This window comes from Pseudovibrio sp. Ad37 (assembly GCF_001623075.1).
In the GTDB taxonomy this organism is placed as follows: domain Bacteria; phylum Pseudomonadota; class Alphaproteobacteria; order Rhizobiales; family Stappiaceae; genus Pseudovibrio.
This window is the reverse complement of record NZ_LMCF01000016.1, coordinates 106,068-129,504: the sequence shown is the minus strand read 5'-3', so window position 1 is coordinate 129,504 and position 23,437 is coordinate 106,068. Positions and strand designations below refer to the sequence as shown.

Genomic DNA, 23,437 nt, shown 5'->3' with positions numbered 1-23,437 from the left:
ACAAGCTATACCTCCAGTTGAGCGATGACATCCCATGGTTGAGGCAACTGGACAAATATGGAATATACCCTAAGGTAAAGTGATATTTCCCGGTCGGTGACTGCAAACATATTGGGCGTCTATTATGGGTTTCTCTTATTTAAAGGTTGGTTTAGGTGCAGTCGTGATCGTAGCTGCAGCGGGATATGGCATCATTCGATCTGGCTATGTTGCCCAATATGTTGATCAGTCCCAAAATCGGGTTGTCGAACACACTCCCTATTCCATCAGCGCAGACGCACAGGCTTTGCACGACAAGTTGCGGATTGCAGACCTGCATAATGATGTTTTGCTCTGGGGCAGAAACATATCGCAGGAATCTTCGATCGGTCACTCTGACCTTCCACGCTTCAAAAAGGGTAATGTTGGTGTACAAATCTTCACCAGCGTCACCAAGTCCCCCCGTGGACAAAACTACAAGAAGAACTCAGCCGAGGCTTTTGACAACATCACTCTGCTAGGTTGGCTGCAAAGTTGGCCTTCTAGCGCACTGAATAAGCTTTCTGAGCGTGCGCTGTTGCAAGCGCAGCGTCTTTACGATCTGGAGCAGAAGCATCCAGACGAAATTACTGTTGTCCATAATAGAGAAGAACTGGAAGCTGTCCTGACAGCGAGAGCCCAAGGCTCTAAAATCATTGCCGGGGTCCTAGGCACAGAAGGCGGGCATGCACTGGATGGTGATATCAAGAACGTGGATCGGCTTTACGAGGGCGGTTTGCGATTGATGGGCCTACAGCACTTCTTCGACAATAAACTGGGTGGCTCTCTCCATGGCCAATCCAAGGCAGGCCTCACGAACTTTGGCAAGGACGTGGTTCGGCTTATGGAGAAGAGGGAGATGATTGTCGATGTTGCTCATTCTTCTCCAGCGGTGGTTGAAGATGTGCTGGCAATGGCGACACGACCGATTGTCGTTTCTCATACAGGCGTACAAGGGATTTGTGACACGCCTCGCAATCTCACGGATGATCAAGTCAGAACAATTTCAGCAAAAGGCGGGTTGATTGGTATCGGTTTTTGGGATGCAGCGGCTTGTGACATCAGTCCAAAGGGTGTTGCAGCTTCAATTGATTATGCCGTTTCAATTGCCGGTATCGACCATGTGGCGTTGGGATCTGACTTCGATGGTTCTGTTACGACTGCCTTCGACACGTCCGAATATGCGGTTCTGACACAGGAACTTTTGAAACGAGGTTTCACAGAAAAACAGATCGCAGCTGTGATGGGCGAAAACATCATCAGGTTTTTGCTGGAAAATCTTCCACAAGGGCAAAGCGAAGAAGAAACTCTCGCTTCAAGCAATTGAATGCTCAAAGAGTTTAGTAAGCACAATTCATCTATCAGATGAAGCAGTCAAATTTTAGGAGAGAGAAGATTGGCGCACCGGGGAGGATTCGAACCCCCGACCCCCAGATTCGTAGTCTGGTGCTCTATCCAGCTGAGCTACCGGTGCGCTGTTTCTTGCGAACAAGAATTATGTATCGGCCTAGTGCTATCTAAACCACCCACTCTTAAGAGGAGAGTAAATGGCGCACCGGGGAGGATTCGAACCCCCGACCCCCAGATTCGTAGTCTGGTGCTCTATCCAGCTGAGCTACCGGTGCAGGCCGCGTTCCCTGCGGAACGGGGGTCTATGTAGCCGCCTTACTGGACCTTGGCAAGCGCTTTAGAGAAGTTTTTTAAAGTGATTTTGCGTTTTGGGGATAACAATTTCTGACTATCAGAACAAAGACGTAGGGCATTGCAGCCTAAACGTGAGAAAAGCTGCACTTGCACAGTACAGCTTTTCTAGAGATTAGCCCTTGCTGCTGTCAGCAGGGAATAGTCTCGTAATTTTTTCAGTCGCTTGTGCCCCATGCCGGTATGGCAACTGGATTTTGAAACAAGCCCCGGTCGTCACCTCTTTCTCCAATGTGATCTTACCTCCGTGCGCCACAACGATCTCTGCTGCAATCGCCAGACCCAATCCTGTTCCGCCAACTTTGCCGGATGTCTGGAAGGCTTTGAACAATCCCTCCTGAGCTTTTGCAGGAATACCTGGTCCCGTATCAGAGACATAGATGGACAGCATGTCGTCTTTAACCTCTGAATGGATCTCAATCCTGCAAACAACACCAGACGCGTCTTTGGACGCTTCCATCGCTTGCACCGAGTTCCGGCAGAGATTGAGCAATACGCGGAATATTTGTTCAGGATCTGCTTCCAGCTCCTGCGTCTCCGGTACGCTGACATGCATCTCTATGCCATCAGCGTATCTGGACAGGCCAAGAACCTCCTCCACATCGCGCAGAACCGATGCAAGGCGGATGACACGCAGCTCTGGAGCAGCCTCCTGAGCCTTGCCGTAGGACAACACTGCACTGGTGTAGCTGGCCGCCCGGTCGAGCGTTGCAAGGATCTTGGGTGCGACACGTTGTACGGTCGGGTCCGGCAGTAGCTCCAATCGCTCAAGGAACAGCTGTGCTGACGCGAGCAAATTCCGCATATCATGGTTGATCTTGGAAACAGCTAGCCCCAACGCTGCCATACGGCGTTGCTGGTTCAATGTCTGGTTCAGAGACTTCTGCATGGACTGCAATTGAATTTCAGCCTCACCCAGCTCATCCGCACGCCCGCTTGGCTTGATAATCTCTCGCGCATTCTCAGGAGATTCAGCAAACCGCATCATAGAGCCAGTGAGCCGTTGCAAAGGACGCAGCAGCAATGACCGAATGGACAGATACACAAGCGCGGCTGTCAGGCATGAGATGAGGAGAGATAATTGCAGAATGTTCAGAGCGTATTTCTGCAAATCGTCTCGCAGCAAAGATGCTGGGAAGACCATATCCACTCTGCCGCCTGAGCGCATATCAATATCGCCGATGACGCGGATCTGGCCGGTTCGCGTTCCAGTCAGAAACTGAAGGCTACATCCAATCGCATCCCATGGGGAATCCTGTGTCATATCAATCGTCTTGGTGATGTTCATTTCTGAACTCTCCATAGCGATCAAATTACGGCGCTCTCCAACGGCAAGAGAAATCGCTTGAGCACCCGTTGCCTCAAGCAGTTTTTGCTGGACTTGCGGAGACAGTGTCTCACTCTCTGACAACAAAGTTGCGGCAACACCACCAACCGCTAATCGATCGCGCAGCCAAGTGTTTCGATAATTTGCAATTGAAGGGACAAAAATAAGAACTTCACTGAGCATGACAAACAAGATTGTCAGCAGCAAAAGTTTGCCAGAGAGGCCCATTCCACCGCCAAATATCTTGCGGTGTCTGTCTTTCGGAGTTTCATCCGAGTTCAGCTTTTTCGGTGTGACCTCTGTTTCAGAGGCCACTCTCCCATTATTTTGAGCCATCCACCTACCTGATGAGTTGGTACACAATGATCGTGCAGCGCAATTTGTTGTTACGCGCTATGCCTTACTCATTTTTAGCAGATGACGTGTGCCAAGCAACACACTTCTCTCACAGCTGATCACAACTGCGTCATCCGAACTTTCTCAGAAGCGCCAGAATTCTGCGGAGCCATGGATTTTTAGGGGCATCCGCATAATACGTAAGTGCAGCTCTGCGAATTGCCTCATTTAGTGTCGGGTACGGGAAGACCACGCCCAAGAGAGCACCGACCTTCAACTTTTGAGAGATCATCAGAGCCAACAGACCAATCTGCTCACCAGCACCTGGGCCTACAATGGACGCACCAACAAGCTGCCCTTTTCCGTTGGTCAGGAGCTTAACCTGACCTTTGCCTTTGCCTTCGGCCAGCGCCCTATCATTTCCGGAGAACTCTGCTATCAGAACTTTGAGCTTATCGCCCAGCTGTTCGCGTGCTTGCTGCTCTGAAAGACCAACCTGCCCAATCTCAGGCTCAGTATAGGTCACCGCAGGCATTGTTATGTTGTTGTGATTGACCGGCATGCGGAACAGGATTGAGCGAATGACGAGTGAAGCGTGCGCTCCTGCGGCATGTGTAAACTGCGCTCCACCGGCGACATCACCGATCGCATAAACTTTACGGTTTGTTGTGCGTAGCCCGTCATCTGCCTTGATGCCTTTGCGGCTATACTCAATGCCAGCGGCTTCCAAACCAAGAGAAGAGACGTTTGGGGCACGACCTGCCGCGATCAGCAGATGTGTGCCTTCAACGGTTCCTTCGGCTTCATCATCAACTTTGATAGAGACTTTTACGCCAGCGTCAGTGCGTTCAACGCTGTTGACCTTGGTGTTTGCAAGAATCTCAACACCTTCGGATTCCATCTTCTCGATGACTTGAGTAGCATGGGCAGGATCGGTCACTGCTAATGGACGCAATGCTTCAATGACTGTGACACGGCTTCCCAGACGACGGTGAGCCTGTGCCATCTCCATGCCGATTGGCCCTGCACCAATAATGATCAAGTGCTCAGGGCACTCTTTCAGTTCAAACAGGTTTTCGTTTGTCAGGTACGGTGTGTTTTCAATACCAGGGATCGGAGGGACCGCAGCGCTGGAGCCCGTAGCAATGACAAAGCGGCGTGCTTTAATAATCTGCTCGCCGACTCTCACGGTATCTGCGGAAGTAAACTCACCTGCACCCTGGATGACGTGCACACCCAAACCTTCGAAGCGCTCAACAGAGTCATGTGGAGCTATGGTGGCGATCACATCATGAACGTGATCATTCACCTTATAGAAATCAATCTCAGGCTCTTGAGCGCCAACGCCAAATTTTTCTGAGGACCGAAAGGTAGCGGCGGCTTTACCAGCTGCAATAATTGCTTTGGATGGGACGCAGCCATAGTTCAGACAGTCACCACCCATCTTACCCTTTTCAATCAGGACAACATCCACGCCAAAGGCTGCTGCTGCTGCTGCGACTGAGAGGCCGCCCGAGCCAGCGCCAATAACACAGATATCCGGGGTCAATGTTTTTGCATTATTGTTATTTGTCATCGAGAAAATCCGTCATTTCGAAATTGATCTGGTCTGAGATTTATTTGCCGCGAAAACGCTGAACAATCGGTGGAATGAGCGCTACCAAACCTAGCGCCGCAAATGCCCAAATCAGCTCAGGCGTGATGAGTGCGGAAATCTCCACTTCACATGTACCAGCAGCCGAACAACCCGGATTTGCCTGCTCTTGCGCCAGGATCACGCTATCCAGACCAGCCCCAACAAAGGCATAGGCGAAAGTGCCTGGAATGATACCGACGAATGTTGCGATCAGGTATGTGCTTAACGGAACATGGAACAACGCAGGCGCAATGTTGACGAGCCAGAACGGAAACACTGGGGTGAGACGCAGAAAGAGAAGGTAACTGAACGCGTTTTTACGGAAACCTTCTGACATTTTATCGAGGAACGGTCCTGCTCTTGCTTTGAGCGTTGCACCAACAGACGTTTTTGCAGCGATGAACAACAGTGAAGCACCAATTGTTGCTGCCAGAACGGTGAGCAAACCACCGAAGAACCATCCGAACAAAAAGCCGCCTGCAATTGTGAGCAGGGATGCACCCGGGAAAGACAGCGCAACAGCAAGTGTGTACACGACGAAATAGATCAGCGGGGTCAGGATTGGATACTCGGCCAGATAGCCAGAAAGCAGTTGCTGATTTTTAATCAGGTTGCTGATTGTGATTTGCTGATGCCAGCCTTGAGAGATGCCATAGGCGGACACGGCAAGGATAACAAAGAGTAGTCCCCAGCGTTTGATGAAGCCCAAAGCTCCCTCGGCTGGCGACTTGTTATCATTGTGTTCCGTGATCCCCATGTGCTTTTCCTTAGATGATTTCAACGTTCAGACCTGAAAAGAACCGAAACCTCAGTGTTCTTGCCTAGTCTAGACTGAATAGGTTACTATGTTTTTTGCAGGCTCAATCGCCTAGTGAATTGATGTCTTACAATTTTCATACAATCAGAAAGACCTCCGGTGTTATCACAGGTTCGTGCGTTACCCGTAGTTTCACTCTGTTTTGAATGAGGGGTAACAGCTCTACACGAGGCTGTGAGGCAATAAAGAGTCAGGATATCGTAGATTCCGGCATAGCAATTATTGACTTGAAGCACGCACACTAATATAAGCGCCGACGAATAGGAGTGCGGATCCCCTGCGCAAAGTCCTGTAACTTGAATAAAGTCGCGGTGACTTCGGGGAGAAGACGCACAATCCAAATTAACGTTTAAGTTGGAGCCAACGGCTCTGCTAGGGTAATAAAATGAAGCGTACTTTCCAACCGAGCAACCTTGTTCGCAAGCGTCGCCACGGCTTCCGGGCACGTATGGCAACTAAAAATGGCCGCCAGGTTCTGGCACGTCGTCGTGCTAAAGGCCGTAAGCGTCTTAGCGCTTAATCGCGACGTTGCGCGGCGGCATTCACTTCATATCCATTGAACAAAAGTTCCGCCGCAAAAACATGAAAACACTCAAAAAGCGCTCCGAGTTTCTTACCGTCGCAAAAGGCGGAAGGATAGCTCGGCGTGCTTTTGTGCTTCAAGCGGCTAAAACCCGCAATGATGGCGACCCTCGAATGGGTTATACGGTCACCAAGAAAACCGGAAACTCTGTTGAGCGCAGTCGAATAAAGCGCCGACTTCGGGCCGCTGTTGCCTCCCTTGATTTGGATATTGCCCAGATAGGCGCCGACTATGTTCTGGTTGGCAGGAGAGCTGCACTTTCGCAACCTTTCGACGATCTTCTAAAAGACCTCAAAGGTAGTGTAAGAAATGCGTTCAAGCCTCGTAAACCTCGCCCTATCCGATCAAAACCGAACTCGCTGGCAAATTCTAAACCTCCGCATGATAAAGTTGAGGCCAACTGACCAGTGATGACTATTTATTCCACCCTTTTGAAAATGAGTGATCCAGTCGATGAACGATAATCGCAATATGATCGTAGCGATCGTAATGTCGCTGGTTGTGCTATTGGGCTGGCAATATTTTATTGCCGGACCACAGTTAGAAGCTCAGCAGGAAGCGCAACAGGCGCAGCTGGCAGACGATGCACAACAAGCCGGTTCCAGCTCACCCGTTGCACTGCCTGAAGGTGCATCCGGTCAAGTGGCTGCTCCTGGCACCGATAGCGGGACCGCGGCGCAATCATTCGTCAGTCGCGCACAAGCACTGGCTGCATCTCCTCGCCTGACCATTGACACCCCTAGCCTCTCCGGCTCTGTCAATTTGCAAGGCGCGAAGCTGGATGACCTTCGCCTGAATGACTACCGTCAGACACAGGCCAAGGACAGTGAAACTGTTGTTCTTTTCTCGCCGAAAGGCAGCCCAGAGCCATACTACGCTGAGCATGGTTGGGTTGCGGATCCAGGTGCACAGGTTAAGCTTCCGAATGCTGAAACTGTCTGGACTGCAGAGACTTCTGGTAACCTGACACCGTCTTCCCCTATCGTTCTGAGCTGGGACAATGGCGAAGGGCTGGTGTTCAAGCGCACTTTCTCCGTCGACGAGAACTACATGTTCACTGTTGACCAGGAAGTGCAGAACAGCACTGGCCAGAACGTTCAGCTTTATCCTTATGGTTTGATTGCGCGTAACGGCGAGCCAGAAACCGCTGGCTTCTTCGTACTGCATGAAGGTCTTATCGGCGTTATCGGCGAAGAAGGCCTCCAGGAAATCAACTATTCTGACCTGATTGAGGATGGAAGCATTCGCCCAGGTCGCGCTAACACGGGTTGGCTCGGCTTTACTGATAAGTACTGGGCTGCAACACTGATCCCAACTCCGGGCACTGAGTTCCAGCCAAACTTCTCCTACAACGCCCGCACTCAGAACTTCCAGAGTGACTATCTTGGTGACGCGGTTCAGATAGCTGATGGCACTAAAATCACCAGCTCATCACTGCTCTATGCAGGTGCAAAAGTTACCAAGCTGATCGAAGGCTATCAGGCATCCTACAACATCGAAAGCTTCGATCTCATGATCGACTGGGGTTGGTTCTACTTCCTGACCAAGCCGATGTTCTGGGCAATTGACTGGCTCTATTCTCTGGTTGGCAACTTCGGTGTCGCTATCCTGCTTGTGACCGTTATTGTGAAGGCCCTGTTCTTCCCGCTGGCAAACAAGTCCTACGTCTCCATGAGTAAAATGAAGCTCGTGCAGCCGCAGATGACTGAGATCCGCGAGAAGTTCAAGGACGACAAGCAGAAACAGCAGCAAGCCATGATGGAGCTGTACAAGAAGGAAAAGATCAACCCATTGGCAGGGTGTTTGCCGATGGTCATTCAGATCCCCGTCTTCTTCTCGCTCTATAAGGTTCTGTTCGTTACCATCGAGATGCGTCATGCGCCATTCTTCGGATGGATTCAGGATCTTTCTGCTCCAGACCCAACCACAGTCTTCAATCTGTTCGGCCTGATCCCATGGGATCCGCCAAGCTTCCTGATGATTGGTGTCTGGCCTCTGATCATGGGTGTAACCATGTTCCTGCAGATGAAGATGAACCCAGCACCAGCTGAGCCTGCACAGCAGATGATCTTCAACTGGATGCCTGTTCTGTTCACCTTCATGCTGGCAACCTTCCCAGCTGGTCTCGTGATCTACTGGGCATGGAACAACACTCTTTCTGTTGCACAGCAGGGAATCATCATGCGTCGTCAGGGCGTGAAACTTGAGCTCTTTGATAACTTGAAGAGCATGTTCAAGCGCAAGCCTAAGGAAGAAAGCAAGTAAGCTTTCCTCTTTGAATAAGACTTCGAAAACGCGGCCTCAGGGTCGCGTTTTTTGTTTGGGGTTAACACCTTTTGTGGTGAAGCTTCACCGTAGCAAACATTAAGGCTGCGCTTTGGAAAACAGCACTCGACCAAATCGAGATTGCAGGTTAAAAGGCAGGGCATGAGCTCAGAAAAAGAATATTCAGCAGAACAACTGGAGGCGGGACGCCTTCTGTTTGCGCGTCCTTGGGATTTTATTACCAGTGTGAAAGAGATGCATCAGCTTCCTGAGCTGGATGGTATCGAGATCGCGTTTGCCGGTCGTTCCAACGTTGGTAAGTCCAGCCTGATCAACAAGCTCACCGGTAAGAAAACGTTGGCTCGTACATCCAACACACCTGGCCGGACCCAGATGCTGAACTTCTTTGGAGCAGAGCACTCCATCCTCAAGATTGTCGATATGCCGGGCTACGGGTACGCTGAAGCACCAAAAGGCATGGTCGATGCGTGGACATCACTTATTTTTGACTACCTACGTGGTCGAAGCACCTTGCGCCGTGTGTTCTCTTTGATCGACTCACGTCACGGCATCAAAAAGAACGATCTTGATGCCATGTCGATTCTGGACAAGTCCGCTGTGCCTTATCAGGTCGTGCTCACCAAGGCAGATAAACTGAAGCCAGGGCAACTGCAGCGCATGAAAGACGATACGCTGAAAGTACTCGCGAAACGTCCTGCTGCACATCCGGAAGTCATTGCCACCTCTTCAGAAAAAGGCAACGGTCTGGATGAATTGCGCGCAGAGATTGCGCAGCTGGTCAGTTACGGCTAATCAATTGCAGGTGCAGGGCTCATATTTCCCTGCGCCTTCCCCTTTCGGACAGCGGCTGCACAAACATATCCAGAACCCCTTGTCCATCCTGCAATTTGTAGAATTTCCCTTGTTCTCACGTTTTGCTGCCTTTTCCCCAGCCCGCCTTAACCTCTTCTTGACCTTGGGTCAATTTACCCCCCGAATATAGACAGACCGTCGTCGAAGAGGAGATCGTCGAATGTCTGGAAAAGACAAGCAAGATCACAATCACAGTGCCAAGATCAGTCAAAGGGGATGATGTATGTGTGCAACTCCGTCCCCCCGTCACCATTGGGCTCTTGTACCTGAGCATACCATTACCAATGCGTTGACCTATGTTTGGCGTTTCATTCATGCACTACCAACGCTGTTGTTGGCAGGGCTGAATTTGAAGAAGTGGTACAAAGCACGCCAGCTTGGGCCTACCGCACTGGAACGCTCACTGATCTCTGCCTATCTCCGTGATGAGTTCGTGCTGCATTATCAGCCAATCGTCCGTGTGACAGATCGCAAGCTGGTCGGGGCTGAGGCTCTGATCAGATGGGAGCATCCTGAGAACGGTTTGCTGCCCCCTTCCCGTTTCATCACCACTCTATGCCGCAGCTGCCTTGGCAAGGACGTTGGTTACTGGGTTATCCGTGAGGCCTGCAAAGCACGCAGTGGATGGGGCAATCTTGTTGATCCTAGTTTCAAGATCTCCGTGAACATTTGCGGCAGGATGTTTGTTGATCAATACATCGTCTCCCGCATCCAAAAGATTTTACAGGACACTGGCACACCCGGGCATTTCTTAGAGCTTGAAGTCACAGAACGGATTGATCTGGACAAAGCCCCTCATGCCATGAAGAGCATGCGCAAGCTACAGCAGATGGGCATCTCAGTCGCCTTTGACGACTTCGGCACTGGCTTTGCTTCTATGAAGCACTTGTTGGACTGCCCTGTTGACCGGATCAAGATCGACCGCAGTTTCCTATCTGGAGTGCCAACCTCTGCTGTTCACAGCACCGCTTGCGCCCATCTGATTGAACTGGCTCACTTACTCGACATGGAAGTGACGGCTGAAGGTGTTGAGACGGAAGAGCAGATGCAGTTGCTGGAAAGCAGCGGCTGCACCAATGCTCAGGGCTTTTTGTTCTCCCCCCCAGCGGGTGAAGACGGTTTTGCGGATTATTTACGCGAGAGGCATTAGACAATTTCCTCGATTACTTGAGTAAATCCACGCAGGTGGGGATGACTGAACATTTGTGACGTGTTCATAATGCGGCTATATACTTCACACGCAGTCCGTGTGATTTGCGTATCAGTCCTTTGTCTTCTCCAGGTGTACAAATCGCTATGAGTTTCTCGGAATCCAGTAATCGTGCGCACGTCATTGCCCAAGCTCTCCCTTATATGCAGCGCTATGATGACCGACGTGTTGTTGTAAAATACGGCGGCAATGCCATGGGAGATGACTCCCTTTCCCGTGCTTTTGCCCGAGATATAACTCTGTTACGCCAGTCTGGTGTGCATCCGGTTGTTGTCCACGGTGGTGGTCCTCAGATCGGCTCTATGCTTGATCGTCTCAACATCAAGAGCGAGTTTAAAGGCGGCCTTCGTGTGACAGATCAGGCGACCGTTGAGGTTGTCGAGATGGTGCTGGCTGGCTCCATCAACAAAGGCATTGTGGCAAGCATCAACCGCGAAGGTGGACGTGCTGTTGGCCTTTGCGGCAAAGACGGCGACATGGTCACTGCACGCAAACTGCACCGCAAGCACCGTGATCCAGATTCCAAAATCGAAGAGGTTCTGGATCTTGGATTTGTTGGCGAACCCGAAGCTGTGAACGCCAAGGTGCTTGAGTTGATCCTTGAGCGTGACCTCATTCCTGTTGTTGCCCCTGTTGCTCCGGGTCGTGATGGTGCGACCTACAACATCAATGCAGATACATTTGCCGGAGCCATCGCTGGCTCGCTCAATGCTAAGCGCCTGTTGTTCCTGACCGATGTTCCGGGCGTTCTGGACAAAGACGGCAAGCTCATCAAGCAACTGACCCGCGCAGGTGCCCGAGCTCTTATTGAGGATGGTACAATCTCCGGCGGCATGATCCCGAAGGTTGAGACCTGTCTCGAGGCCCTTGAACAGGGCGTTGAAGGCGTTGTTATTGTTGACGGAAAAGTCGCCCACGCCGTTCTTCTGGAACTCTTCACCGACCATGGTGCTGGTACTCTGATCGTACCTTGATAACTGATGCAGGGAGGCGAAAGACGCTCGCCTCTCTTGCTATCCTTATTCTTTCCTGTTTTGCTTGGTATCAAACAACACTTATCGGCATAGCTGATAACTGAACGGATAAGCATGACCAATTCCCCATTTGCCAGCGTTGAAAGCTGGGTTTTCGATCTGGATAATACTCTCTACCCTCACCATTCAAATCTGTTTGATCAAATCGATCAGCGGATGTCTGAGTTTGTACAAAAGCTCACCGGAAAGCCGGTTGAGCAGGCGAGAGAGCTTCAGATCTCCTATTACAAAAAGTATGGAACCACACTTCGTGGTTTGATGCTTGAGCATCACATTGAGCCCGATGAGTTTCTTGAATACGTGCATGACATTGATCACTCTGTGCTGGATCCCAACCCTCAGCTTGCAGATGCGATCAACCAACTGCCGGGCAAGTGCTACATCCTGACAAACGGAACGCGAAAACACGCGGAATCTGTTGCCAATCGTCTGGGTATCACACAACACTTCGAAGACATCTTCGGGATTATGGAGGCCGATTTAGTCCCGAAACCTGCTGAAGAAACCTATCAGCGCTTTTTGGATAAGAACGGCATTCTTCCGCAAAAAGCAGCCATGTTTGAAGACCTTTCACGCAATCTGGTTGTTCCAAACTCTCTTGGCATGCGCACTGTTCTTGTTATTCCGGACGGAACACGTGAGGTTTTCCGCGAAGATTGGGAGCTTTCGAGCGGCAGCGAGCCTCACGTGGATTTTGTGACAGATCATCTGGATGGCTTCCTCTATAATATCCTAGGGGAACTCAAGAATTAGAGTAATTCCTTCGAAACACGAAGGTGCCTCTGTTTCGCATCTCAAACTCCTGTAGGGGCAGTTTCGACCAAAAATTGCAATTTTTGCGCATAATAAGGTGCAAAGAGAAAAAATATCACGATCGTCTAGACGAATGCCTTTTTTCCCTTTATTGAGATTAATTCAAGAACTCATAAGGAAGGGCATTCGTCATGGTTTCACTGCGCGCGCTACACGCATTTTCACTGTTGGCCAAACACGGTCGAGCAGCTCGTGCCGCAGAGGATCTTGGCGTTACACCATCAGCCCTGACGCACCTACTCCGATCATTGGAAAACGAACTTGGCGCCGCGCTTGTTATTCGTGATGGCCGCGGGCTTGCATTGACGGAAGAAGGGCAGCGTCTGTCTTCCAATCTCGGCAATTCGTTTGACCAGATCGAGCATGCTGTTGAAGCGTTCCGGCGTAGAAGCCGGACTGAGTTACGCATTTCTACCCTTTCTACAGTTGCAACACGTTGGCTTATTCCGCGCTTGCCGGACTTTCAGGAAAAGCATCCGGATATTGAGCTGCTTATCTCGACAAGTATGCGCGTCGTGGACCTTGACCGGGAGTCCTATGATTGCGCAATCCGGTTGGGGGATGGGGCCTGGCCGCATGTTGAGCGGCACCAGCTCTGGCAGGAAGATCTGGTTGTTGCCTTTGCTCCTCAGCTGAGCAACGGCGATCCGAACCCTGATATCAAGTTGCTTGATAAACTGAAGTTGCTGCATACCTCCTCCAGACGTGAAGACTGGCCGCGTTGGTTGAATGGCACTGGCCTGCCTCATCCGGATCAGACCTCTGGTGCGATGTTTGAAAGCCGGAACATGGCTATTCAGGCTGCTGTTGCAGGCATGGGTGCGATTGCGATTGATACCCGCTTTGTTGAACAGGAAGTGGCTGCAGGTCATCTGGTGGTTCCGGACTGGCCGCGCCTTTCTTTGGAAAGCGGTTATTGGTTTGTACGTAATGCGAACCGTCCTTTGACCCGTCCGGTAGCTTCCTTCCACAAATGGCTGATGGAACAGTCCCAGCAGCCATTCAAGGCACATGAAGCAACCTAAATTGATACATGAGACAACCGGAAGTCTGAGAGTATTGACTTCTGGTTGGGGCTTGCGTACCCCTCGGTAGCTCTAATTCGAAACCCATTAATTATGAGAGTCTGCCGCCAATGAGCCAGATTGATCTTGCTGCCCTTGAGGCCACCATCAACGCTGCATTTGATGACCGTGACAACATCAGCACTGACACTACAGGTGACGTGCGTGATGCAGTAAACACCGCACTGAACCTTATGGATCACGGCAAGCTGCGCGTTGCGGAAAAATCCTCTGGCGATTGGGTTGTTAATCAGTGGGCCAAGAAAGCTGTTCTGCTCTCATTCCGCCTGAACCCAATGCAGATTATCAAAGGTGGTCCGGATCAAGCTCCCTGGTGGGATAAAGTTCCTTCCAAGTTTGACGGCTGGGGCGCTATCGACTTTGAAGAAGCTGGCTTCCGCGCTGTTCCAGGTTCCATTGTTCGTCGCTCTGCATTCGTTGGCAAATCCGCTGTTTTGATGCCTTCCTTCGTAAACCTTGGTGCGTTTGTTGACGAAGGCACTATGGTTGACACTTGGGTGACTGTTGGTTCTTGCGCTCAGATCGGTAAAAACGTTCACCTTTCCGGCGGCGTTGGCATTGGTGGTGTTCTTGAGCCACTTCAGGCTGGTCCGGTTATCATTGAAGACAACTGCTTCATCGGCGCTCGCTCCGAGGTTGTTGAAGGCGTTGTTGTTCGTGAAGGCGCAGTGCTCTCCATGGGCGTGTTCATCTCCGCAACCACCAAAATCGTCGACCGCGCGACCGGTGAAATCTTCTACGGTGAAGTTCCTGCGTACTCCGTTGTTGTTCCGGGCTCCATGCCAGGCAAACCGCTTCCAGACGGCACTCCGGGTCCAAACCTGGGCTGTGCGGTTATCGTGAAGCGTGTTGATGCACAGACCCGTGCAAAGACCTCTGTGAACGATCTTCTGCGCGACTAAGTTTTAGATCAGATCTGATCGATTAAAGCCGGGGCGATTGCTTCGGCTTTTTTCTTGCCTAATCGGTGCGGGTTCCACGTGTTTAAACGCGCCTCTTAACCTAAAAACCGGCTCTGTTAGGCTATGAACACATTACCTCAAGATGTTTGTTGCTTCGCTGGAACGCATGAGTATATTGCGCTTAGAATTTGTGAGGCCCCATGAATAAGAATAGCAATCTGCACAAACTTGTTTTCCAGCTGGATCCACATGACTGGCACGGCATTGACAGTGAAACTGTGTGGGTACGCTCGCTCGGTGGCAATCGCTACAAGCTTGAAAACACACCCTTCTTTGCTTGCGGCGTTGCCAATGGTGATGAGCTGCTTGCCAACCGGCAAAAAGGGCAGCTTGTTTTTGACAGGGTCGATAAAGCATCGGGTCATTCCACCTACCGGATCATGGTGGAAGAGACGACACAGCCGGAAGAATTCTCCAAGCAGTGGTCCAAGCTGGAAAAGCTTGGTTGTACATGCGAGGACATTGACGCTGATCCACCGCTGTTCAGCGTAGATATTCCGGCAAATGTCGACATCCACGTCGCCTACTCCATTCTTGAAGAAGGCGAAGGCCTTGGCATCTGGGCTTTTGAAGAAGGCCACTGCGGGCATAAGGTCTAGCATTTCAGCCTGCTTAAACTGACAAGCACGAATATCACCGCTGGATCATCCCTGCGGTGTTTGTGTTTGAGGATCCCGTTAAACGGGTGGAGCAAGGCGAACAGGCTTTGCCTGCGCTACTTGTTAGATATGTTTCTTCGGCATTGGCTGTTCGCCTCGCCCGGGCCTTTTATCATGAACACGCGGGCTCCCTCTCGGACAGACGTGAATGACACGTTCCCGTGTCACTGGCACGTTGCCGTACCTTTGACAGTTTCCTGTCACCACCGGACGCCCTCCGGAACGACCCCAAACTCCCTAATACCACTGTGGTCTCAATAGGGTATGGCGCTTCACCGGACCTCCTGACACGATACGTTACCTCGTACCAGCAGCCCAACCCCACCCACGCCGCGGAATGGACGGTCCACTCCTGCCCGAATGCGTGGGCACGAGATCAAGCGTAAGGGCATTTTCGAAGAGGGGGATAAGTTTCTTGGCAATACAGCACCTAAATTCTCTGACGTCACCTAGAACAAGCAAAGCTGAGAGATTAGGGTTTCTATTGAACCTACTTTCCATTACTGATTGAGGTAACTCGACATCAGCAATTAGAAGTTATGGAATGACGGTAAAACGTAAGTGGTGGATTGCGCTTCTGCTACAATTTTATTTTGCAAGTGGCTACATATATGTAGGGCGTCTCAAGCGGCTGGCATTGTATGTGGCTTTCCTGATCCTCTCGATTACCATGATATGCCTTCCGCCCTTGAGGTTTATCGATTTTCAAACGCAAGCAACTCTTCTTTCTGTACTACAAGCACTGCTTTCCATCTTTTTCACGGTGGATGCGGCACGCATTGCGTATTTTGAGGAGGAGGTTGAGGTCAAGTCCTATAACAGATGGTGGGTCTATCTGCTGTACTGGCTGCTAGTTATCGCAATCATAGGTCCACTTTTGTTTGTTTCCGCCCCATACATCAATCCTGATTTCTTCCAAAGCATTGAACTGCCTCGCCTCTCAATAGGCGCTTTGATCAGCAGAGCTTTTTGAGTTCACACTAATTTGCGAACTCATCCTTCTCAAAACACAACAGGTGAGGGGGTAGGAACTCCCCTCACCTGTTGTGTGAAGTGCTTACAGCGGCAGGCCAAGCTGCTTTAGTTCTGAGCGGAGTTTGTCTGCTTCGGAGAAGTGGAGCGCTTTCATACCAACGCCCTGGGCGGCTTCAACGTTCTTCAGCGTGTCATCAATGAAGACGAGGTTGGATGCTTCAAGCTGATTTCTTTCCAACAGCACGTTGTAGATGGCAGCATCCGGCTTCAGGAGCTTCTCATCGCCAGAGATCACGGTATCGATGAAACTGTCCGCAAGGAATGGGAACAGGCGTTTGGCATCCTCGAACTTCTCAGTAGAGAAGTTGGTGATGGCATACAGAGAGATGCCCTTATCCTTGAGTTCTTTCAGGAGCGCGACATTCGCCTCAATCGCGCCGGCCAGCATTTCTTCCCAGCGTTCGTAATAGGCTTTGATCCACTCTTCATACTGAGGAAATTTGGCCAGACGTTCGGCGATGGCATCTCCCCAAGGGCGCCCTCTGTCTTGCTCCAGATTCCAGTCGTAGGGGCAAACTTCATCAAGAAAGAACTGGCGCTCTGATGCGTCCGGGATCAAGTCCTTATACAGGTTCTCCGGATCCCAAGAGATCAAGACATTGCCAATATCAAACACGACAGCAGTGACCGGTGAGGACATGAGCCCCTCCTTCAGATATAAAGATTGAGTTGGCCCAGTAGTATTGTCTCAGCATGCGGGATGCAATGCGTGGGATTACAAAATGCAATCAGCCGGACACGCTGACTTATGCATGGGTGAGCATTGGCAGCGCGGGCGTCATATCACTTTTTGAGATGTAACTGGCAACCTGTTCACCAATACCAAGACCAGAAATGGAGACGTCCACTGGCTCTACTTCTTCAACATTTTCCAGCACCTGCAAACCTGAATGGACATTTGCCATAAGCTCTTGCTGATGGTCCGTTTCCAGGATCGCTTCAACCAGTGGCTGAGCTTCTTCTTTTGACTGTGGGGCCTTGCCACCAAACAGATCAGGAAGGAACACTGCATAGCCTTGTTCTGCGATTTTCGCAGCTTGCAGGATTGCTTCTTCGGTCAATCCTGCCCAGTCATGAAACAACACAAGTGCAGGCAGTTTCTTATCTGTCCGAGGTACAATGATGTAGGCTAAATTTCTTTGATGGTATTCCACCAGACGCAGCTCAGCAGCCTGCAAAGAGGCTGGTAGCGCTAATGTAGTTGCAGCGATGATCATAGGAATGCCAGTGTTTATTGAAGCTATATATAATAGAGATGCACGCCTCAATATATAACTTATTTTGATAATTCAACCTATGCAAATATGTTTGTGCAACTATCCTGTCTGCTCTTGTACGTATAGGCAAACAAAAAAGAAGCCGCACTTCTCCTTTAAGAAAAGTGCGGCTTAAACGCTGTGATCAACACCACTTTTAGGTCGATTACGACTCGCAAATCGCGCGGGTCTGGCGAGCAATCATGGCTTCTTCGTTGGTTGGGATCGCCATGACCTTAACCTTGGAAGATGCTTTGGAAATTGTGATTGCTTCCTTCGCGCGCGCCTTGTTGGCTTCTTCGTCGATTTCTACGCCGAGGAACTCAAGGCCCTTACAAACACCAGCGCGGGTTTGAGAGGAATTCTCGCCGATGCCACCGGTGAAGACGATTGCGTCCAGACCACCCATGACAGCAACCAGAGCACCCAGCTCGCGCTTGATGCGGTTGTCGTAATAGTCGAGTGCGCGTTTTGCATCAGGGCTGTCAGAATTTTCCAGATCACGCATATCCTGCGAGATGCCGGAAAGACCCTTCATGCCGGATTCCTTGTTCAGCAGGTTCGCGACTTCTTTCACGGACATGCCTTTTTCTTCCATCAGGTAGAAGATGACACCCGGATCGATCAAACCGGAACGTGTGCCCATTGCCAAACCATCAACCGGGGTAAAGCCCATGGTGGTGGTGACAGATTTGCCATTTTTGATCGCACACATGGATGCGCCGTTGCCGAGGTGAGCGACGACAACTTTGCCATCTGCCACTTCTGGCGCCACGTTGTGCAGCTCTTCCGCGATGAAGTGGAAGGACTGGCCGTGCATACCATAGCGACGAATGCCTTCGTCGTAGTATTTGGTCGGGATCGCGTAGGCTTCGTTCTTGAATTCCTGCGTGCGGTGGAACGCGGTGTCAAAACACGCAACGTTCGGCTTGCCCGGGAATGCCGCTTTGGACCCAGCAATACCTGCAAGGTTATGCGGGTTATGCAGAGGTGCAAGCGGATTGAATGTTTCAAGTTCCGCGGCAACTTCTTCAGTGACCAGCACAGGTGCAGAATATTTGGAAGAGCCATGAACCACACGGTGACCAATAGCGTCCACTTCGAGGTTCGGATCGAACTCTTTCAGCAGAGCAAGGATAACCTGCAGAGCCGTGTTGTGGTTCTGTGCTTCTTCGTCTGAGAGCGCACGATCCATGATCGTTGCGCCTTCAGCGGATTTGCCTTTAACCCAAGCAGATGCTCCCAAACCGTCGATCTGGCCGGAAAGCACACTTTCTTCGCCTTTGAACAACTGGAATTTGATGGAGGAAGACCCAGCGTTCAGTACAAGGATTGTTTCGATTGTCATTATTGTTTTCTCAGCTATCCCGAAATTACTCTGCAGCTTCTGCCAGATCCTGTTCACCAACATACGCAGCACCGTTGCGTAGGTAGTAGTCGTACATGGATGCCAGAGCACAAGAAACGAGACGCGCACGATCGTTGTCAGCGCGGCTGGTGAGGATGATTGGCACGCGTGCACCGGTTACAAGGCCAGCTGTTTCTGCATGAGCAAGGAAGGTCAGCTCTTTCACAACCATGTTGCCAGCTTCGAGATTTGGCACGATCAGCACTTCTGCGCGACCTGCAACAACGGATTCGATGCCTTTGGTGCGAGCAGCTTCAAGGTCAATCGCGTTATCCATCGCCAGAGGACCGTCAACGATACCGCCTTTGATCTGACCACGCTCAGCCATCTTGGACAGCACAGCTGCATCGATGGTGGATGGGATCGCCGGGTTTACGGTTTCAAGAGCGGACAGGATGCCGACTTTTGGAGGCTCAATGCCGATAGCACGAGCAACGTCGATTGCGTTCTGAGTGATATCAACTTTTGACATCAGGTCTGGTGCAATGTTGATTGCCGCATCAGAGACGATGAGCGGTGTTTCACGACCTGGAACATCCATTACGAACGCATGTGACAGGCGACGTTTGGTGCGCAGACCACCTTCGCGCTTCACAACGTGGCGCAGCAGGTCATCTGTATGAAGGTGCCCCTTCATAACGGACCGTACGCGGCCTTCATGAACCAATGCAACAGCTTTAGCAGCCGCAGAACCTTCATCAGGTGTGTCGATCAACTCGTAACCGGAGATGTCTGCACCGATTTTTTCAGCAGCAGCCTGAATGCGTTTTTCAGGACCACACAGGATCGGAATGATCAGGCCAGCCTGAGCGGCCATGACTGCACCACCGAGGGAGTTTGCATCGTCTGGACACACAACAGAAGTCGGGATTGCTGGCAGCTGGGCAGCAGTTGCAACGAGACGATCAAAGTGCTGGTGGCGCTTCATCAGCAGGCCTGGCAGCTCTTCTGCATCGTAAGAGATTGACTTAGTTGGTGCTTCTACCCGAGCTTCACCTTCAGCAACCAGAGTGCCATCATCAACTTTCACACTTGTTGCAAGGCGGATGATGTTATCTGGCAGTTTTTCCAGAACGGTTACAGTGACGTCGAGAACTTGATCCACTTTCACCTTGTTATGGAAGGAAAGTGTCTGATCGCGGTATACGCAGCCAGGACCTGGGAGGTAGTTGCCGACGACTGCTGAAATCAGAGTAGCGCCCCACATGAACGGTGCGGATGGGCCATCTTTCTTCTCAATGCCTTCCCACTGCGCGTTTGGCAGATGCAGTGGATTGATGTTGCCAGACGCGTGCGCAAAAACGTAAAGATCGTTTGCTGTACAGATGCGGGAGCGAGTGACGGAATCTCCGACCTGGATTTGGTCATAGGTCCGATTGGTAGCCATTGATAGCCTCTTTTCATTTTCCACATACCGCACCAGCCCGAGCTCAAGAGTGTTGCGATAGGGCTCTTAAGGGGAGGTCTCAGCCATACTATCGCAGCTCTGTGACTGTTCAGCGATATGTGCGTTAAATTCTTCGCCAAGCTTGGGGCGCTTATTCAACATTTGAGCTAACAAATCTATCGGTAAAGATCACAAAACAGCAGTTTTTGGCGATCTGCGAAGTTATGACACATCAATATTTAGATTACAGCACTAAATCTTACGTAGTTGTTATTATGATGGATAGTTGGCGCAGCTGTTGTAATATTCCACACATGAGACTTTCCGTGGATGAAGTACAAAGCTGTCACTGAGAGCGATAGATGTAAATTGATCACTCTCTCCAGTTAAAACCTGACTTAGGTTAGAAAGCAATTTCCCTAGAATGAAGTTGTAATCAAGGCTTGATGTTGAAATGAGGTAATACTGCCCATTGCTTTTCATATTGGCGGAGAAGCTTACACCATCAGGTTTACTTCCCTTAGCCCAGGGAACAGGAACCTTGTTTCCCCAACTCCAAACAATTTCAGGAGAGTTGGCCTTGATCAAAACCATCCCAATTCTTACATCAATATCTGCATCATCATACGGTGTCATTTGATGTGCGATTGCTCTTTCGATATCATCCATTTTGCCAGTCACGTCACTAGAACGTGCAACAAGATCTGCAATCGACGAGCCAGTTTTACTAACACGGCGATCATATGAAATTGCCGTTATCAGCTCGACCATACCGACAAACAAAAACAACAAAAATGGGATTGTCATTGCAAATTCGATTGCGGCCACACCCGCTTGGCTTTTGGAAAAGCCACCTACTAAATTGAGTAATCTTGCACGAAATTTCATAAGCAGCTTCACTCGTCAGTTGTTAGAAAGGCTCATTTCTAAAAACTTCTGTTGCAACAAGAATTCGGTTGCCGTTCGTAGCTTGTCCGAATATTTCTGCCATCATGGAGGTAATCATTGGCCAAGCACAAACTACTCTAACCAAGACTACATTGCTGGGGCCCCCTGGCTTCCAATTCTGCTCCATTACGACTTTGCCTTCCTTGATTATCGGCTTTGGTTTTGGGATGTCTTCAAAATTTTTAAAAGATACGACATCAATATAAAGCTTATCTTCCACCGACTTAAGAAGTCCCGTCCCCCCATCAAGAATTACGTTCTTGAACTTAGTTTTGCTGTAGTTTCCATCTTTTTCGGCATAGTAAACTTGCCCAGTCCTAATTTGCCTCGCAGCATCAGCTAAAGCATTGTCCAATAGCACCTCAACAAGAAACGAAATACCAAGTTCGATTATAGCCAATATAATTGCAAACAACATCGGAGCGACTATTGCAAACTCAATTGCCGTGACACCTTTGTTGTCAGAGAGTAATTTTCTCGACTTTGAATATCCCACCCTTCGTTCCCTTCAGCGCAACTTTCTAACTGTAATGAGGGGTATTGGACTGTTCCAATTTACTGACTGCCTTTTGCTACAATCCCATTTTCTGCCAGTTCGTTGCGCATGCTGATGGTCGCGGCGACATCCTCGATCTTTTTCTTATTGTCACCTAGACGTAGGACTTCATGGCAGTCGGGGTTGCAGGAGTAGGTGAAGCGGCTGTTGTTGCGGTGGACGGCAACGTAGCCGGCCATTTCTGCTGTTACGGTGATCAGCTCTTCTACAACGGGCTCAGAGGCATCGTTCAGGACAACCAGATTAGTGGTGCCGTAGGATTTGCCGGTGATCACGATTGTCAGGCGGTCGTGCACTGTCACATCTGCGATACTTGGGTTTCCAAGAATGATGGTTTCGGCAGGCTCTTCGAGACGGAAGACTTTTGCCTGGTCGGCGACCACCTCAACATCCGCAGAGGCGGGTGTGATTGAGGTAGCGGAGATGCCTGCGATCATCGCAGTAGAGATTGCGACAGAGGCAATTTTTGACGAACGATCAGAGACCTGTTTTTGCAGCTTCCAAAACACGGCAAACCCCACCGAATAACTGTTAAATTTTACTAGTTATTTGTGCGATTATTTTAGTGAACGAAAACCTAATTTGCGCGAATTGACGGGTCAGATATGCCGATAATACGCTTTATGGTTAAGCACGGGTAAACATCGTTTCAACTTAGCCTCTTCACAGAGGTGAGCTGGCCAAATTCGTTCTCGCCAATGCGTTTAAGAGCTGCCTGAAGCCCTTCATAAGCGACCGTCATTGTGTAACCGTTGGCATGTAACAAGGTCTCAGAATCAGACATAACGCCCACATGCCCTTTCCAGAACATCAAGTCGCCGCGCCGCAAAGTTGGCAGGCCACTGGAGAGGTCGAGTTGTTCGCCCAGCATGGCTTCCTGCATATCCGCGTCACGTGGGGCATTTATACCGCCGGTCTGGAGTGCAAGTTGGATCAAGCCGGAGCAATCCAGACCTAGAGTAGAGCGTCCACCCCAAAGATATGGCGTTCCGACCATAGCTTCTGCTGCTTTCACCCAGTCGGCAGCTTTATCAGTCTGCTCTACCAAGTGTTTTTTGACCATAAACGAGCCATCAGCAAGCTTTGCAAATTCCAGCCCGCGCGTGGTCTCATTTCCCACAACGCTTACGAGTGCTCCCATTGAGACCTGCCCCAGGGCTGCACGTTTCATTTCAGCTTCCGGATAACGATAGGTGCGAAGGGCAATCACTCTGTGAGTTGCTTGTTCAACAGGCCCCAGCACGTTTGTCGGCAACCAGCCAACATATCCGTCTGTTTGCAGCTGGCCCCAAGTCCATCCTTCTTTCGTTGTCTCGAATACACGAAAGGTTTCGCCGAAATTCAGTTCGGTATCGATCCCGCATGCAAAGTCTGGCCGAGCGCGTAGTTCAACCTTGTCTGCTTTTACAGAATAGTTTGTCCCCTCGACAAAGCGCTCGGATTGCACCTGACCGCGATAGTCAGTCGAAGCCAGATCTGGCCTTACCGGATGTAAACGGCGGTCAAGTTGAACAGTCATATGGGAGCT

General features: G+C 50.4%; 23 protein-coding genes and 2 tRNA genes. 12 read left to right on the top strand and 13 right to left on the bottom strand.

Features of this window, described 5'->3' with window-relative positions; translation table 11 throughout:
• Positions 1–124 precede the first annotated feature (124 nt).
• Positions 125–1,345, top strand: a complete 1,221-nt coding sequence (locus PsAD37_RS04975; protein WP_063295189.1) for a dipeptidase — start codon at positions 125–127, stop codon at positions 1,343–1,345.
• A gap of 70 nt (positions 1,346–1,415) precedes the next feature.
• On the opposite strand, the gene PsAD37_RS04970 is transcribed toward PsAD37_RS04975, so the two are convergent.
• The 5 genes from PsAD37_RS04970 to PsAD37_RS04950 form a co-directional block, all read right to left on the bottom strand.
• Positions 1,416–1,492 (bottom strand) — tRNA-Arg (locus tag PsAD37_RS04970).
• Positions 1,493–1,566: 74 nt separating this feature from the next.
• A tRNA-Arg gene (locus PsAD37_RS04965) sits at positions 1,567–1,643 on the bottom strand.
• A gap of 191 nt (positions 1,644–1,834) precedes the next feature.
• Complete coding sequence (locus PsAD37_RS04960) at positions 1,835–3,382, bottom strand: sensor histidine kinase (protein WP_208991694.1); 1,548 nt, start codon at positions 3,380–3,382, stop codon at positions 1,835–1,837.
• A 130-nt stretch (positions 3,383–3,512) separates the two neighbouring features.
• Complete coding sequence (locus tag PsAD37_RS04955) at positions 3,513–4,958, bottom strand: NAD(P)/FAD-dependent oxidoreductase (RefSeq protein WP_063295187.1); 1,446 nt, start codon at positions 4,956–4,958, stop codon at positions 3,513–3,515.
• Positions 4,959–4,998: 40 nt separating this feature from the next.
• The gene (locus PsAD37_RS04950; RefSeq protein WP_063295186.1) at positions 4,999–5,775 is read right to left on the bottom strand and encodes a TVP38/TMEM64 family protein; all 777 of its coding nucleotides are present in this window, start codon (positions 5,773–5,775) and stop codon (positions 4,999–5,001) included.
• 445 nt (positions 5,776–6,220) lie between these two features.
• Here PsAD37_RS04950 and rpmH point away from each other — a divergent pair, with 445 nt between their 5' ends.
• The 11 genes from rpmH to PsAD37_RS04900 all read left to right on the top strand — a co-directional run bounded on the left by rpmH (position 6,221) and on the right by PsAD37_RS04900 (position 16,292).
• Entirely contained in the window at positions 6,221–6,355 is a 135-nt protein-coding gene (gene rpmH / locus PsAD37_RS27385) for a 50S ribosomal protein L34 (protein ID WP_014283918.1), read from the top strand.
• Positions 6,356–6,363: 8 nt separating this feature from the next.
• Complete coding sequence (rnpA, locus tag PsAD37_RS04945; protein ID WP_063295185.1) at positions 6,364–6,822, top strand: ribonuclease P protein component; 459 nt, start codon at positions 6,364–6,366, stop codon at positions 6,820–6,822.
• A 49-nt stretch (positions 6,823–6,871) separates the two neighbouring features.
• Positions 6,872–8,683: a membrane protein insertase YidC gene (yidC, locus tag PsAD37_RS04940; protein WP_057462866.1), complete on the top strand. Its 1,812-nt coding sequence runs from the start codon at positions 6,872–6,874 to the stop codon at positions 8,681–8,683.
• Between the two features lie 162 nt (positions 8,684–8,845).
• Positions 8,846–9,496: a ribosome biogenesis GTP-binding protein YihA/YsxC gene (gene yihA / locus PsAD37_RS04935; protein WP_063286799.1), complete on the top strand. Its 651-nt coding sequence runs from the start codon at positions 8,846–8,848 to the stop codon at positions 9,494–9,496.
• A gap of 283 nt (positions 9,497–9,779) precedes the next feature.
• Positions 9,780–10,706, top strand: coding sequence for an EAL domain-containing protein (locus tag PsAD37_RS04930; RefSeq protein WP_063295184.1), 927 nt, complete (start codon positions 9,780–9,782; stop codon positions 10,704–10,706).
• Between the two features lie 146 nt (positions 10,707–10,852).
• The gene (gene argB / locus PsAD37_RS04925; protein ID WP_063291370.1) at positions 10,853–11,740 is read left to right on the top strand and encodes an acetylglutamate kinase; all 888 of its coding nucleotides are present in this window, start codon (positions 10,853–10,855) and stop codon (positions 11,738–11,740) included.
• Positions 11,741–11,854: 114 nt separating this feature from the next.
• Entirely contained in the window at positions 11,855–12,553 is a 699-nt protein-coding gene (locus tag PsAD37_RS04920) for a pyrimidine 5'-nucleotidase (RefSeq protein WP_063295183.1), read from the top strand.
• Positions 12,554–12,744: 191 nt separating this feature from the next.
• Positions 12,745–13,638: a LysR substrate-binding domain-containing protein gene (locus PsAD37_RS04915; RefSeq protein ID WP_063295182.1), complete on the top strand. Its 894-nt coding sequence runs from the start codon at positions 12,745–12,747 to the stop codon at positions 13,636–13,638.
• A gap of 110 nt (positions 13,639–13,748) precedes the next feature.
• The gene (dapD, locus tag PsAD37_RS04910; protein ID WP_063295181.1) at positions 13,749–14,600 is read left to right on the top strand and encodes a 2,3,4,5-tetrahydropyridine-2,6-dicarboxylate N-succinyltransferase; all 852 of its coding nucleotides are present in this window, start codon (positions 13,749–13,751) and stop codon (positions 14,598–14,600) included.
• Positions 14,601–14,800: 200 nt separating this feature from the next.
• Positions 14,801–15,259: a DUF4265 domain-containing protein gene (locus PsAD37_RS04905; RefSeq protein ID WP_063295180.1), complete on the top strand. Its 459-nt coding sequence runs from the start codon at positions 14,801–14,803 to the stop codon at positions 15,257–15,259.
• A 604-nt stretch (positions 15,260–15,863) separates the two neighbouring features.
• Positions 15,864–16,292 (top strand): hypothetical protein, encoded by a 429-nt coding sequence (locus PsAD37_RS04900; protein WP_063295179.1) that lies wholly within the window; start codon positions 15,864–15,866, stop codon positions 16,290–16,292.
• An 84-nt stretch (positions 16,293–16,376) separates the two neighbouring features.
• Here the strand turns inward: PsAD37_RS04900 and PsAD37_RS04895 are convergent, their stop codons facing one another.
• The 8 genes from PsAD37_RS04895 to PsAD37_RS04860 form a co-directional block, all read right to left on the bottom strand.
• The gene (locus tag PsAD37_RS04895; protein ID WP_063295178.1) at positions 16,377–16,994 is read right to left on the bottom strand and encodes an HAD family phosphatase; all 618 of its coding nucleotides are present in this window, start codon (positions 16,992–16,994) and stop codon (positions 16,377–16,379) included.
• A gap of 106 nt (positions 16,995–17,100) precedes the next feature.
• On the bottom strand, positions 17,101–17,571 hold the full coding sequence (locus PsAD37_RS04890; RefSeq protein ID WP_063295177.1) for a dienelactone hydrolase family protein: 471 nt from the start codon (positions 17,569–17,571) through the stop codon (positions 17,101–17,103).
• 205 nt (positions 17,572–17,776) lie between these two features.
• Positions 17,777–18,958, bottom strand: coding sequence for an acetate/propionate family kinase (locus PsAD37_RS04885; protein ID WP_063295176.1), 1,182 nt, complete (start codon positions 18,956–18,958; stop codon positions 17,777–17,779).
• A 25-nt stretch (positions 18,959–18,983) separates the two neighbouring features.
• Positions 18,984–20,405, bottom strand: coding sequence for a bifunctional enoyl-CoA hydratase/phosphate acetyltransferase (locus tag PsAD37_RS04880; RefSeq protein ID WP_057464246.1), 1,422 nt, complete (start codon positions 20,403–20,405; stop codon positions 18,984–18,986).
• 273 nt (positions 20,406–20,678) lie between these two features.
• Positions 20,679–21,293, bottom strand: coding sequence for a TadE/TadG family type IV pilus assembly protein (locus tag PsAD37_RS04875; protein WP_063295175.1), 615 nt, complete (start codon positions 21,291–21,293; stop codon positions 20,679–20,681).
• Between the two features lie 22 nt (positions 21,294–21,315).
• On the bottom strand, positions 21,316–21,849 hold the full coding sequence (locus PsAD37_RS04870; protein ID WP_063295174.1) for a TadE/TadG family type IV pilus assembly protein: 534 nt from the start codon (positions 21,847–21,849) through the stop codon (positions 21,316–21,318).
• 59 nt (positions 21,850–21,908) lie between these two features.
• Positions 21,909–22,418 carry a pilus assembly protein N-terminal domain-containing protein gene (locus PsAD37_RS04865; protein ID WP_208991693.1) on the bottom strand — a complete coding sequence of 170 codons (510 nt, stop codon included), beginning with the start codon at positions 22,416–22,418 and terminating at the stop codon, positions 21,909–21,911.
• A 140-nt stretch (positions 22,419–22,558) separates the two neighbouring features.
• Positions 22,559–23,428 (bottom strand): NlpC/P60 family protein, encoded by an 870-nt coding sequence (locus tag PsAD37_RS04860; protein WP_063295172.1) that lies wholly within the window; start codon positions 23,426–23,428, stop codon positions 22,559–22,561.
• Positions 23,429–23,437: the final 9 nt, after the last annotated feature.